14 protein-coding genes are annotated in these 12,847 nt (G+C 66.2%); 7 read left to right on the top strand and 7 right to left on the bottom strand.

Translation table 11 applies throughout. The annotated features are described in order from the left end of the window. Position 1 precedes the first annotated feature (1 nt). Genes AOZ06_RS29010 through AOZ06_RS28990 form a run of 5 tightly spaced genes read left to right on the top strand, consistent with a single transcriptional unit; the run spans position 2 to position 4,914 of the window. Positions 2-1,378, top strand: a complete 1,377-nt coding sequence (locus AOZ06_RS29010) for an aldehyde dehydrogenase family protein (protein WP_083472002.1) — start codon at positions 2-4, stop codon at positions 1,376-1,378. Further along, positions 1,375-2,097, top strand: a complete 723-nt coding sequence (locus AOZ06_RS29005; protein ID WP_054292296.1) for an SDR family NAD(P)-dependent oxidoreductase — start codon at positions 1,375-1,377, stop codon at positions 2,095-2,097. Before AOZ06_RS29010 ends, AOZ06_RS29005 begins: the two co-directional genes overlap by 4 nt. Positions 2,098-2,113: 16 nt before the next feature. After that, entirely contained in the window at positions 2,114-3,010 is an 897-nt protein-coding gene (locus AOZ06_RS29000; protein ID WP_054292295.1) for a VOC family protein, read from the top strand. Continuing rightward, on the top strand, positions 3,007-3,858 hold the full coding sequence (locus tag AOZ06_RS28995; RefSeq protein ID WP_054292294.1) for a fumarylacetoacetate hydrolase family protein: 852 nt from the start codon (positions 3,007-3,009) through the stop codon (positions 3,856-3,858). The genes AOZ06_RS29000 and AOZ06_RS28995 overlap by 4 nt, the downstream gene beginning before the upstream one ends. A gap of 27 nt (positions 3,859-3,885) precedes the next feature. Continuing rightward, positions 3,886-4,914: an amidohydrolase family protein gene (locus tag AOZ06_RS28990; protein ID WP_054292293.1), complete on the top strand. Its 1,029-nt coding sequence runs from the start codon at positions 3,886-3,888 to the stop codon at positions 4,912-4,914. A 185-nt stretch (positions 4,915-5,099) separates the two neighbouring features. Here the strand turns inward: AOZ06_RS28990 and AOZ06_RS59145 are convergent, their stop codons facing one another. The 3 genes from AOZ06_RS59145 to AOZ06_RS28975 all read right to left on the bottom strand — a co-directional run bounded on the left by AOZ06_RS59145 (position 5,100) and on the right by AOZ06_RS28975 (position 6,472). Continuing rightward, positions 5,100-5,303, bottom strand: a complete 204-nt coding sequence (locus tag AOZ06_RS59145) for a hypothetical protein (protein WP_218921794.1) — start codon at positions 5,301-5,303, stop codon at positions 5,100-5,102. Positions 5,304-5,903: 600 nt separating this feature from the next. Further along, positions 5,904-6,170: a TetR/AcrR family transcriptional regulator C-terminal domain-containing protein gene (locus AOZ06_RS28980; RefSeq protein ID WP_236951780.1), complete on the bottom strand. Its 267-nt coding sequence runs from the start codon at positions 6,168-6,170 to the stop codon at positions 5,904-5,906. A 62-nt stretch (positions 6,171-6,232) separates the two neighbouring features. After that, a complete protein-coding gene (locus tag AOZ06_RS28975; protein WP_054292292.1) occupies positions 6,233-6,472 on the bottom strand; it encodes a macro domain-containing protein in 240 nt (79 codons plus the stop codon). A gap of 284 nt (positions 6,473-6,756) precedes the next feature. Here AOZ06_RS28975 and AOZ06_RS28970 point away from each other — a divergent pair, with 284 nt between their 5' ends. Further along, positions 6,757-7,491 (top strand): dienelactone hydrolase family protein, encoded by a 735-nt coding sequence (locus AOZ06_RS28970; protein ID WP_054292291.1) that lies wholly within the window; start codon positions 6,757-6,759, stop codon positions 7,489-7,491. A gap of 279 nt (positions 7,492-7,770) precedes the next feature. On the opposite strand, the gene AOZ06_RS56870 is transcribed toward AOZ06_RS28970, so the two are convergent. Both AOZ06_RS56870 and AOZ06_RS28965 read right to left on the bottom strand, forming a co-directional pair. Further along, a complete protein-coding gene (locus AOZ06_RS56870; RefSeq protein WP_157233312.1) occupies positions 7,771-7,977 on the bottom strand; it encodes a hypothetical protein in 207 nt (68 codons plus the stop codon). A gap of 60 nt (positions 7,978-8,037) precedes the next feature. Beyond that, positions 8,038-9,804 carry a hypothetical protein gene (locus AOZ06_RS28965; RefSeq protein WP_157233311.1) on the bottom strand — a complete coding sequence of 589 codons (1,767 nt, stop codon included), beginning with the start codon at positions 9,802-9,804 and terminating at the stop codon, positions 8,038-8,040. A 238-nt stretch (positions 9,805-10,042) separates the two neighbouring features. Here AOZ06_RS28965 and AOZ06_RS28960 point away from each other — a divergent pair, with 238 nt between their 5' ends. Next, a complete protein-coding gene (locus AOZ06_RS28960; RefSeq protein WP_054292289.1) occupies positions 10,043-10,720 on the top strand; it encodes a hypothetical protein in 678 nt (225 codons plus the stop codon). Positions 10,721-10,785: 65 nt separating this feature from the next. Here the strand turns inward: AOZ06_RS28960 and AOZ06_RS58015 are convergent, their stop codons facing one another. Both AOZ06_RS58015 and AOZ06_RS28950 read right to left on the bottom strand, forming a co-directional pair. Then, positions 10,786-11,028 (bottom strand): hypothetical protein, encoded by a 243-nt coding sequence (locus AOZ06_RS58015; protein ID WP_054292288.1) that lies wholly within the window; start codon positions 11,026-11,028, stop codon positions 10,786-10,788. A gap of 208 nt (positions 11,029-11,236) precedes the next feature. After that, positions 11,237-12,172 carry an NAD(P)-dependent sugar dehydrogenase gene (locus AOZ06_RS28950; RefSeq protein WP_054292287.1) on the bottom strand — a complete coding sequence of 312 codons (936 nt, stop codon included), beginning with the start codon at positions 12,170-12,172 and terminating at the stop codon, positions 11,237-11,239. Between the last annotated feature and the right edge of the window lie 675 nt (positions 12,173-12,847).

Raw genomic sequence — 12,847 nt, 5'->3', positions numbered from 1 at the left:
GATGACTCACAACGATGACGTTGTGCTGGACCGCGTCACCGGCGAAATGTTAGGGCGCTACAAACTATCCACATTGCACGACGTAAACCTGGCTGTGGCGCGGGCACAGGAGGAGATGCGGGCCTGGTCGTCCGCGGCGAGCGCGCGAGCGGCGGCGATGACGGCCTGGGCGGACGCCTTGGAGGCCGACGTGGACCGCCTCGCTGACCTCATCGTCGGTGAGGTCGGCAAGATTCGTGCCGAGGCGCACCGTGAGGTGTTGCTGTCGGCGGACGCGTTGCGCTACAACGCCGGCGAGGCGCGACGGCTCGATGGGCGCGCCGGCAGGCTGGATGACAGCTCATTGGCCTTCGTGGAACGCGTTCCGGTTGGCGTGACCGCGTTCATCGTGCCGTGGAACACACCCGTGTTGCTGTTGGTCCGCGATCTCGCTCCGGCACTGGCCGCAGGCGTGACCGCCGTGGTGAAGCCCTCGCCGCTGGCACCGCTGAGCATTGAACACACCATCCGACTTGGCCGTGACGCGGGAGTGCCACCGGATGTGGTGCAGGTGCTGCACGGCGACGCAAGAACTGGCGCGCATCTGGTGAGTCATCCGACCGTGCGGGCTGTGGCGTTCACCGGATCGGTGGAAGTTGGTCGTGCCGTGCTCCGGGCCGCTGCGGCGGACTTCACGCGCGTGCTGCTGGAACTTGGCGGCAAAGGAGTCAGCGTGATCCACCACGACGCTGATATCGACGTGGCCGTTCGGGAGAGCGTACGCGGTGCCTGCTTCACTTCAGGACAAATGTGCATGGCGGTCACGCGTGTGCTCGCCGAACGGTCGATCTTCGAGGAAGTGGTCGGTGCGGTGGTTGAGCACACCCGCGCGGTCACCGTCGGAGATCCTCGCGATCCGGCCACCGACATGGGGCCGTTGATCACGAACGCTCATCAAGCCCGCGTGCAGGACTACGTCGAGTTGGCGCGTCGCGAAGCGCGTGTACTGTGCGGCGGAGACCCACCGGCCGACCTGGACGGTCCGTACCTGCGTCCCGCGGTGATCACAGGCGTACGCCCGGAATCCCGTCTGGTGCAAGAGGAGATCTTCGGTCCTGTGCTCATGGTCGAACCGTTCGACGGGGACACCGAGGCGGTCGCGCTGGCCAACGCCTCACCGTTCGGCCTGACGGCTAGCATCTGGACACGGGACCTCGATCGTGCCTGGCGCGTCGGCCGGCAGATCGACACGGGCACAGTGTGGATCAACCGCTTCGGCGGCCTGTACGCCGAGGTCCCGTTCGGCGGCATGAAGTCCTCCGGACTCGGCCGCACCCGCGGCAGCGAAGGCCTGCGCCAGTTCACCGACGTCCGGGTACTCAACTGGCGGCCGGCATGACAGCCGAGGTCGCTGTGGTCACCGGGGGCAGCCGAGGCATCGGGCGAAGCATCGTCACCCGACTGGCCGCGGCGGGATTCACCGTGGTGTCACTCGACCTTCGAGCGCCCGAGGACGCATCATTCCCCGCCCGGTCACTGCTGGTCGACGTCGCCTCAGCACAGCAGGTGGAAGACGCCTTTGCCGTCATCGCGAAGGAGATCGGCCCTGTAGACGTCCTGATCAACAACGCCGGTCTGTTCTCCACACTGCGCCGCCGACCGTTCTGGGAGCTCGATCCGGCGGAGTGGGACCACGTGATGGCGGTCAACGTTCGCTCGATGTTCCTGTGCGCGCGGGCAGCGGCCGTCAGGATGCCCGACGGAGGCCGCATCGTGAACCTCGGATCCACCTCCGTGACGTTCGGGATGGCCGAACTGCTGCACTACGTGACCAGCAAAGCCGCGATCGTCGGCATGACCCGCGGCCTGGCACGGGAACTGGGATCTCGCCGCGTGACGGTGAACGCCATCGCGCCCGGTCTGGTCACCACCGAAGTGACCACCGGGACAATCAGCGCGGAGCACCGCGACCGGATCCTCCAGACCCAGGTACTACCCGAACCGATCACCGGTGACGACATCGCCAACACAGTGGTCTACCTGTGTTCCGACGCAGCCCGGCACGTGACAGGGCAAGTGGTCTTCGTCAACGGTGGCGCCGCGATGAGCGCGTCATGAACCCAAGGAGCCATGGATGAACGTGACCGGACTGCTCCACATCGGACTACAAGTGCCCAGTCTTGACGTCGGCAGGGCATTCTACGAGGACTTCGGTCTCCATACGACCGAGCACCCGGACACACTCGCGCTGCGCTGTACCGGACGTGATCAGGACCAACTCGTACTGTCCGAAGGACCGGACAAACGCCTGCGCTATGTGGCGTTCTCGGTGCCGGCCGGTGCGCTTCCCGACCTCCAGCGAAAACTGGAGCAGGCCGGCGTACCGATCGTGGACGGACCCGCCGAAGGCTTGTGGCTGCGTGATCCAGACGGCGGACTGGTGAACCTGCGCGAGGACGAACCGGCGGACTGGACGCACCCCGACCGCAAGCACAACTACGGATCCACTGTCGAGCGCGTGGACCAGCCGTGGTGGCCGCAGGTGATGGACTTGCGCCCAGCCCCTCGCAGACTGGGGCACACCTTGTTCTTCACCCCCGACCTGGCACGAGCGGAACAGTTCTATACCACGATGCTCGGCTTCCGAGTGTCCGACCGCATTCCCGGCATCGGGGTCTTCCTCAACACCGGCGCGGGTGATCACCACGTCTTCGGATTCTTGGCCAGCAGTCACCGCGGCCTGCACCACGCCAGCTTCGAGGTCACCGGCCTCGACGACATCATGATCGGCGCCCGCACGATGGCCGAACACGGCCACGACCTGCACTTCGGCCTCGGCAGGCACACACTCGGCTCCAACCTGTTCCACTACATCCGCGACCCCTGGGGCAGTTGGGTCGAGTACTTCTCCGACATCGACAAGATCACCGAGGACTGGCGGCCCAGAGACTGGGACGGTCCACCGGCGGTGTGGTGCCCCCTGCTGCCCGACGAGTTCCACCAAAACCACGAACCCGCGGAGCGCCAGTGACCTTCGGACTGTGCACCATCGACACCGGGCCAGCGGTGCTGTCGCAGCACGGAGTCGCCCCGCTGGTCCGACTGGGCGTAACCACCCCGACTGTCCGCGCCACGTTGTCCGACTGGGACACCTTGTGCGACCTCCTGGAGGATGCTGACCGCTCGGGGAAACTCGCCAAATTGTCCACACCGGACACCGACGTGACGTTCCTTCCGCCACTCGCGGATCCGCCGGCGATTTACTGCGCGGGCGCCAACTATCATGACCACGCAAGGGAGATGGGCACCGACCCGCCACAGGCGACGTTCCACTTCCTCGTGTCACCCGCGTCGCTGACCGGACACCGCTCGACAGTCCACCGCCCGGAGGGATGCCAACGCCTGGACTGGGAGGTGGAGCTAGCGATCGTGATCGGCCGTCCGGCGTCAGCGATCCACCCGGCGGCCGCCGCGGACCACATCGCTGGATACACCGTGGCCAACGACCTCTCAGCCCGAGACCACGTCCGGGCCAGCGGACTCGGGATAGACTGGTTGCGGCACAAGTCCTACGCCGGATTCACTCCGCTCGGTCCCGCGATCGTGCCGCGCCGCCTTGTACCGGACGCCACCGATCTCGAGCTCACCCTGACGGTCAACGGTCAGGTCAAACAGCATTCGAACACCAATCAGATGATCTCCGGTGTCGGCGATCAGGTAGCCGCGTTGTCCCGGATCGCGCCACTGCGACCAGGGGATGTGGTGCTGACCGGAACCCCGGCCGGGACCGCCGCGGCGCACGGACACTACCTGCATCCTGGCGATGTCGTGGTCGCCGAGATCACGGGCATCGGACGCCTCGAGAACCGCATCGCCTAGCAGTCATGACATTGACAACGGAGACCCATGAAGATCGATGCCTTCTGCCACATCATGCCTCGACCCTATTACGACCGGTTCCTCGCGATCGAGCCGACCATCGACGTGGTGAACCTGCGCAAGCGAGTCTCGAACATCCCCGCACTGGTGGACCTGAACGTGCGCTTCAAGCAGATGGACGAGTTCGGGGATTACCGCCAGATCATCAACATCGCGGCGCCTCCCGTGGAGTTCTTCGGTTCGCGGACCGTGTCCCGCGAGCTGTCCCGCATCGCCAACGAAGCCATGGCCGAACTGGTTCGCTCGCACCCCGACCGCTTCGCCGGATTCAGCGCGTGCGTGCCCATGGATGACCCCGAAGCGGCCATCGAGGAGTTCTCCTACGCTGTCACCCATCTCGGCGCCGTCGGCGCGCAGATCTACACACACGTCGCAGGCGAGGCGATGGACGCGGAACGATTCGACCCGTTCTACGCCCGTGTTGCCGACAGCGGTTTGCTTCTGCAGGTGCACCCATGCCGCAGCTCAGCCTGGCCGGACTACCCCACCGAGCAGCGATCCCGCTACGAGATCTGGTGGACCTTCGGCTGGGAGTACGACTTGTCCGCGTTCATGGCTCGCATCGTGTTCTCCGGAGTCCTGGAACGCCATCCCGCGCTGAAGCTGCTCATCCACCACGGCGGAAGCATGGTCCCGCACTTCGCCGGACGCGTCGGCCCCGGCTGGGACCAACTAGGTGCCCGGACACCAGAGTCACAGCGCGAGGACGTCACCGGATACCCGCTTACCCGGCGTCCTATCGACTATTTCAAGATGATGTACGCGGACACCGCCTTGTTCGGAGCGGCGCACGCACTACGCTGCTCGATCGACTTCTATGGAACCGACCACGTTCTGTTCGCATCGGACAGTCCCTACGATCCCGAACGCGGTTCCGGCTACATCCGGTCGACGATCGAGAACCTCCATTCCATCGGCCTGGACGAGGAAGAACAGCAGGCCATCTTCTCCGGAAACATCAGCCGCCTGCTCGGCCGCGATCTGGCCAGGAGGTGACGCGGGCGGGCAGTCGCCGAACTCACGACCGGGAGCTGGTCTCGGCTGTCCGCCCAACACGAACGAGATCTTTCGCTTTCGTCGGCGTTCAGGTCAGCCTGGCCGCGTCCGCCACCTACCGGACCGCGCACCGCCGATGGGATTCCGCAGCTGACATGACCAGCCCATAGCGGCCGAGCTGGTCTTCAGATGTGCCGGAGCGTGTATTCGACGCCGGCATAGGCGCCGCCCTGCGGGTCGCTCGCAGCCGCAGGGTTTCCGGCTGCCGGAAGACGCGGAGCGAAGGCTTCGGCGTCGTCGACGGGCACGTACCCCAGATCCGCCCCGGAATCGATGTCCCAGAAGCGGCGGGTGTTGGCGGAGACCGCATACAAGGTCGCGAAGCGCACGTCGGGAGCGTGGAGGGCAGCGTGGATGAAGCCGAGACAGTCGCGGGGACTCAACCACGTGGACAGGTGTCGCCGTTCGCTCGGAGCATCCTCGAAGCTTCCGATGCGCAAGCGCAGATTCTGGCCGCAGAGACCGTGTCCAGATAAGATCGTGTCCTGTTCGGACGGCGTGACGTCGATTGGCGTCTGGTCCGTGTTGGACAGTCATCTGTCTCGTTTCTCGCGCGACTTGTGGGTTGGAGACCATAGTTGGTCCGGAGAGCCTGAAGCCACGGCGAGGCAAGGTCTCACCGGTTGGCGGTGCCGCCGGTCCGGCGGTTGTCGCTCAGTGACTGACGGGGTGGCCGGCCAACTGTGTCACCTGCTCGGACGACAGTGCCTCGAAAACCAGCCTGCGGACCGCGTCCACGTGGTCGGGGCAACCTGTTCGACGGCTGCTCGGCCGGTGGGTGCGAGGTGGAAGGTGGCGCTGCGCCGGTCGGTCTCGCACTCCTCCCTCTCGACCAGCCCCTTTGCTCTCAGCGTTCGTTGCGATGCTGGTTCGGTCGGAGCAACGTCGCCGGCCCGCCGATCGACCTTCACGCGCTGCGCACGGCTGCTTCAGTTGGTGGTGTTCGCCGCGCCGTATCTGGCCTCCATCATCAGTACGGCCTCGTCCACGACGTGTGCCATCGATGCGTCGTCGGGGGACCAGTTCATGAGCAGCATCCGGGGCCAGAAGACGTAGTTGGAGATCATCCCGAGGAACTGGGTCGCTGCCAGTTCCGTGTCGTCCAGCTTGGCCGTTCCCAGGGCGTTCTCGGTGTCGAGATAGCGGCGTACCGAGTCGAAGTAGGGCATCTTGCCGCGCTCGAAGTGGGCCCTCACCTGTTCAAGATCCTTACGCCGAGACCTACCTCACCTGTCCACAACCTCCCGGGACAGAACATCTAGCGCAGCAGCGCGTCGCGCAACTCGTGATCGACGGTCAACTTCAACCGGCCCGCGATCGTCGCGGCCGCTTCACCAATCGGCGTATCCGGATACTCGGCGGCCAGCTGTCGCAGCAGCACGCACGCGGCCGCGACGTTCTCCGGACCACCCGGACGAGCATCCACACGCGCCACCTGCTCGACGGCGATGGCCAGTCGCCCCAGCTCAGCCGATGACAACTTGTTCATGACACGCATCAGTCCGCGCTGCTTGTGATCCCTGGATCGCGTTGTCGATCCGGCCGTTGACCACGTCCCGCCCGTACTCATAGGCGCGGTTCTGGTCCAGTGTGCTACGTTGTGCGGCGATGATCACCGGGACGGCATTGCGCCACACACGGATTGGTGACCCGGTGCCCACCTGAGCGCCGTACGGGCCGCTGCGTGCCCGTTGTTCGATCGAGGATCTCGTGCTGCTGCGCGGGCTCCGCCTCCATCGTGTTGATCACCGGCTCGACAGATCAACCACGACAGGAGAAGTCATGCCCATCAAGGCTCTACAGATTCCCACCACCGAGGGCCAGGCCGACGCCTTCGCCGCCTTCCCCGACCACGGCGAGCGGCACCCAGGGGTGCTGATGTACGCGGACGGCTTCGGCATCCGGCCCGTGCTGCGGGAGATGGCCCTCGAACTGGCCGGACGCGGGTACTACGTGCTCGTCCCCAATTTCTTCTACCGCCATGGCCCGGCACCGGTGATCGAACTTCCCGAACACATCGGAGAAGACATCCGACCCGCGGTCATCGCCCAGCTGATGCCGTTGATCGAGGCGCACACCGCCGAACGTGTCCTGAGCGACGCCGAGGCATACCTCAAGTTCCTCACCACCCAGCCCGAGGTCAGCGCCGGACCGGTCGCGGTGACGGGTTACTGCATTGGCGGTCTCCTGGCGGTGCGCACCGCCGTGGCTCACCTCGGCCAGGTAGCCGCCCTCGCCGTGTTCCATGGACCCGTGAGCGCTGACGGACCCGACAGTCTCGCCAAGCTCACCGCCCAGGTCCACTTCGGCCACGCCGAAACCGACATCACGCCCGAGGCCTTGGGCGAGCTCAACCGGGCCCTGGATACCGCAGGTGTCGACTACACCTCCGAGATCTACCCCAACACCGTCCACGGCTTCACCATGTCCGACACCGACGCCTTCAACCCGGGGGCATTGCAACGCCACTGGGACCGCCTGCTCCCTCTCCTGGACCGCACCCTGGCCAACACCTGAGACTCCGGCGCGGACACCAGACCTGAGCTACGCGGATCCAGAAATCTTGGTAGCGAAGTCGGGGTCCCGGCTGGCTTTCCAGGTCTTGGTGCGCTGCCAGGTGATCCCCGCGGTGCGCAGGATCTGGCGGACGGTTTCCGTGCGACCGGGTAACCAGTGGTGCTCAGCCAGATAGGCCACGAGCTTCGTGAGGCTCCAGGTGGGTGAACGGCTGACCCAGCCCGGCGGGGTCGGCTTGGGCGATGCGGCAGACGAGTTTCTCGGGCGGCCGGCCCGTACTCACGGGGTCGGCCGCCGCTCATCGACGAAGGAAACAAGCGGCTGAGTGCCGGGATCACTGACCTGGCGACCGAGCCGGTTGTACGCGAGCTTGCCGAGAACCACGGCGTGCCCCAGGAGGCTCTGCACGTCAGCCTGACGGACCCTGTCGTGCCGGACAGCCCGCAGGCACATCGGCGACCGCTCATCGGCGGATCGCAGATCCACGACAACACTGGACCTGGCCTGAGGTGAACGAGAGGCACCACGTCCATCTCAGGCCATCTCTCAGGCGCCGCCGCGGATCACCCGCACGCTTCGGACGGCCACGTCGGCTGATCCGCCGTTGTGGATGCGGAAGTCCATCGCACCCGGCAGCGCGGCCCGCAACGACGCGTCGGTCAGGGTGAAGATCGCGGTCTTCAGCGCGCCGGAGTTCGTGTTCGTGACGGCCGGCGTCGCGACCACCGCGGCGGCCGTCGTGCTGTACTGCAGGTTCCACCTCGCCGTGCCGGTGTCGTAGTAGGTCACCGCGATCCTGAACGCGCGGTCCGTGGCTGGGGAGAACCGGTTGTCCACGTCGAAGTAGATGTAGTCGTTGCCGCTCGCGTGATCTGTCCGGCGTGCGAAGTAGGTGACTGCGGGCTGGGTCGAACCACCTTCCCCGACCTTGCAGAAGCCGTACTGGTCCGGCGCCCACGTGTGCTGCTGGGTCACGATCGTGCGTCCGCCGGGTTCGACGTCCCGCTGCACCAGGAACTTCTCGTAGTTGTGGTAGCGGCGGGTGCCGTTGTAGCAGCCGTCGTAGAACATGTGCAGGGCAGCCCAGGCGTCAGGCGACTTGTCGACGGGATAGCCCGCGCTCTGCCGGAAGTAGTCGCGTAGCACCGCGAACTGGGGGTGTGCCGCGTCGTTGGTGCCGGTGCGCAGTTCGTGCGGGAAGACGGCCCAGTTGTGGCCTTTGCGCAGCATGTTCAACACGGCCATCCGGTAGTACTCGTAGTTGCCGAACACCCCGGCGAGCTTGGCGATCTCGAACTCGTTGCCGTAGAAGGACATCCCGGCGCGGCCCATCTCGTGTACCGTCTTCGCCGTCAGGTAGTGGTGGCTCTGCGAGGGCTGCGCCCCGATCGGTGCCGGGCGGACGACGACGAGATCCTGGCCGATGCCCGGCTGGCTCAGATTCGCCGAGACACTCTCGCCGTTGCCTTCCCGCAGCTGCGTGCCCAAGGTCCGCAGTGCGTAGTTGTTCACCCAGTCCGTCTCGGCCGAGCCCGCAGAGCCGGGCAGGTCCCAGGTGCCGCCGTGCGTCCACACGACCTTCTGCACACCCAGCGCCGCGACCCACGAGTCGATGACGTCCTTGGCGTAGGTCCTGAGGATCTCCGGGGTCAGACCCTTGCTCTCGGCGTCCCGGTAGACGTCGGCGGGCATCCAGAACTCGCCGTCGTTGAACGTGGTCGCGTACGCGTACTTGACGCGCGCGTCACCACGGTACCTGCCGAACATCTGGGTGATGAACCGCTTGACCTCGGCGCGCGGGCATTCCTCCCACAGGGCCAAACCCCACGGTTTGGGGCCTGCGTCGGTGACTCTGTTGATCACCTTGACCGGCTTGCCCGCCGCAGCGCACTTGTCGAGGACCCATTGCGGGGCCAGCCATTTCCCCGCGTTGTCGACCGTTCCGAGCGCAGTCCAGATGAGTGCTGTCCGGCCCGCTGTTTCGAGCTGCTTCAAGCTGTACGAGTTGGCGCTGTTCCCGCTCTCGAGCTTGGCCCAGTTGTACACCCCGTCGGCCGTGTTGAGATCACGCCAGAACGCGCCCACCCAATGCATGTCCGTGGTCGGGCTCCACGTGATCGCCGGTCCCCAGATCTGGTTGAGCCCACCGTAGGGACTCTTCGCCGGATACCGGGCCGGCAACGCCCAGTACTCCCCATCGCCCACCGTGACAGAGCCGCCAGCGGGGGCCGCCGCCATCGCGGTTGGTGCCGTCACCGAACCAGCCAACGCAGCAAGTGTCGCGGCGTGCACAAGCAATAACCGTCGTCTCATCGAGGGAACTCCCTTGCTCAGCCTGCGGTGTGGCGACTGCCATCGACACTGGTGGCAGAAACCGCGGCACGGCTACCCGAGCAAAAGATCCACTACACTGAAGTCGGCGAGATGCGGCCGGCAACGATGGTGGGGACGGCCGAACCGAGCAACACAGTTCCTGCCACTGGCTCAACCACACCGCTGAGCACATGACGTGGCCCGCCGGTCGCTAGCCACTCCTCGAACGGTTCTGGCGATGCTCGGCCCCGATCTCCGCGTGATCGCCGACGCGATGTGGGCAAAACTGGTCTGGGCAGGGCTGAACATCCAGCCCGAGGACCTATCGACCAGCTACAACACTTTGTGCTACCCACTGGAGTTCCTCCGGGCGCTGCGCTGGCCTGGCTGTTCAGCGGCCAGCGCAGCGCCGAACTCGCCCGGCTGCGAGTTGGCTGCATCCGTTGGCAGCACGAGGGATTTCCCCATCCCCGGCGACTCGCGCGAAGTCCTCGCTCGGGACGCCATCTGCCTGTTCGACGTCCCCACGCACAGGACCGGAACCGCGTTCACCAAACCCGTGGACCCGTTGCTGGGCAAGACGATGGAAGCCTGGGAGGCCGCGCGACCAGACCAACCAGCTGGCACCGACCGCAAGACCGGTGAGCAGGTGCACCTGCTGTTCGCGATGCGAGCACGGCCGATGGACAAGACCTACATCAACAGGACGATCATCCCTGCCCTCTGCCGCAAGGCCGGAGTGCCTACCGCGGACGCGCGCGGCGCGACCACCAGCCACCGAGCACGGTCCACGATCGCGAGCCAGCTCTACAACGCCAAGGGACCGATGACCTTGATGTACAACCCTGGCCAACGCGACTCGACTCAGCTGACTGCCGAGACCGTGTCGTGGCTGGCCGCGTACACGAGGTCGTGACCTGTGGCCAAAGGGAAACCGCTGTCGCCGGAGACGCGGGCGAAGATCTCGACGGCGATGAAGGGCTAGAAGCGCAAGCCGCTCAGCGCGGCCACGAAGGCGAAGATCAGCGCGGCGTTGAAGGGCCGCCAGCGCTCGGCCGAGACGCGGGCCAAGATCGCCGCAGCGTTGCGGGCTCGCAACGCTGGACGCAACCGCAAGCCAGGCAACACCAACCGCGGCGCCGGTCGGTCGACCCGGCAGGTCGAGTTCGACCTGTACCAGCCCGCTGTTCGGGCACGCACCAGCTTGGTTCGGCACGTCGGCATGCTCGACACCGACCTGGGGCCGTTGATGCGGATGGCGTTGCTGTACCCGGATGACCACGTGGTGCACCGCGCGGTGATCCAAACGGACGGTCCTGACCTAACCAGTCTGGCCCAGCGGCTGGCCGACGGGCGCCTCACCGACGCCCAGCCTGCTGCCTCAACCGCCCGGCCGCGATCATCGAGCGCCGGGGAGGCCACCGCACGACGGTCAGGGTTCGATGACCACCTTGATCGCTCCGGCGCGGCGGTCGGCCGCGACTCGGAACGCTTCCCTGGCGTCCTCGATCGGGAACCGGTGGGTGATGAGCGTCCGGGCGATGTCGGGCTTGGTGGCCAGCATGGCCGCGACTTCCTCGACTTCGCGGACGCCGTCGTGGCGGCCGTAGGCGACGCTGCTGACGTAGGACAGTTCCTTGACCTGGCTGATGGCGCTGCCCGGGACGGGGATGGAGTCCAGGTACACGCCCAGTGGCACGATCCGGCCTCCGCGCCGAGCCGCCTGCGCGGACCGCGCGATGCTCGTGTCACTTCCCGCCGCGTCGATCACCACGTCGTAGCCGTCGCCCGGCTTGCCGAACCCCAAGTGCTCGGCCGCGTCCCGCTGGTGGTCGTGCCGGGTGTCCACATCGACGTCGAGACCCTGGTCCTGGGCGGCCGCAGCGGCGAGGAGGCCGATCGTGCCCCCGCCAACCACGAGAACACGTTCTCCTGGTCGCACCTGCGCGCGGCGCAGCGCGTGCAAGGCGACCGCGCCCGGCTCGATCAGGCAGGCGTCTTTCACGTCCAGCTGCGGGGGCAGTGCGAGCAACGTGTACTCCGGCACCACGACCGTCGAGGCCATACCGCCGTCGGAGAAGATACCGAGGTTTCCGTGGCTGGGCTCGGTGCACCGCTGCGGGTGGCCGTTGCGGCACTCCTCGCATTCACCGCCGTGAATGGTTGGTTCGACGAAGTACGGCCGACCGGTGTCGTCCACCCCGGTGAACTCGTGGCCGTAGATGAAACCCTTGAGGCCGATACCGGCGAAGAGGACATCGGTGCCGCAGATCCCGGCGGCGACGACGGACAACCGGACGCCCGGTCCTGCCGGCTCGTCGACATCGATGGTGCGGATTCCGTCGTCGGTGTTCACAACCGCTTGCATGTGTGCTCCCTGGGACATGAGTGGGCCCCTGCCCGGCTGCGCCTTCCGGGTGAGCGGGCTTCCCACGATCGGTGTGACCTGATCTGTACCACGAGATTCGTTGCGCTACGGCCGGTGCTGTCCGAAGGGGCCCCGAGTCTGCCCGAGTAGTCATGGTGTCGGCACCGGAAGGCATCCTGGTCCGGACGGTTCCGGTCGCGAGGACGGTCTGCTTTCGACAATCTCCTCAGTGAACGTCGATGTCCGAACTCCCATGGCCGTGGCACCCGCCGGACGAAACGCCATCGGGGTCTGGACTGGCCAACGGCGGTTGGTGAGACTGGATGGATCATGACGGCCTTGAGTGGAAGGGAGATCGACGTACGCAACCGCGACTTCTGAGAATGATCGGCCGCGCGGCAGGGAACGTGCCACGAATCCGTTGCACACGCGGAGATCCGAACACGTGACCACCTCGGCTGGTGGGGTCGCCCACGGCAATGCCGGGCCGTGGGCGATCTGCCGCGTGGTGAGGCCATGGAGGGACGGAGCGTCAGCCGTCCGGAGTATTGAAGGGAAACGTGATGGGGCGTGCTCCCCGGACGCGAGGTGTTCGCCTCGCCGGAGTTCCGCGCGGTGTGGGTGGCAGGACTTGCTTTCCGTTGCCGGGCAACAGATAGCCCGCGTCGGCCTCGC

Origin of the sequence: Kibdelosporangium phytohabitans (assembly GCF_001302585.1) — a bacterium.
GTDB lineage: Bacteria > Actinomycetota > Actinomycetes > Mycobacteriales > Pseudonocardiaceae > Kibdelosporangium > Kibdelosporangium phytohabitans.
This window is presented reverse-complemented; position numbering and strand designations above follow the sequence as displayed.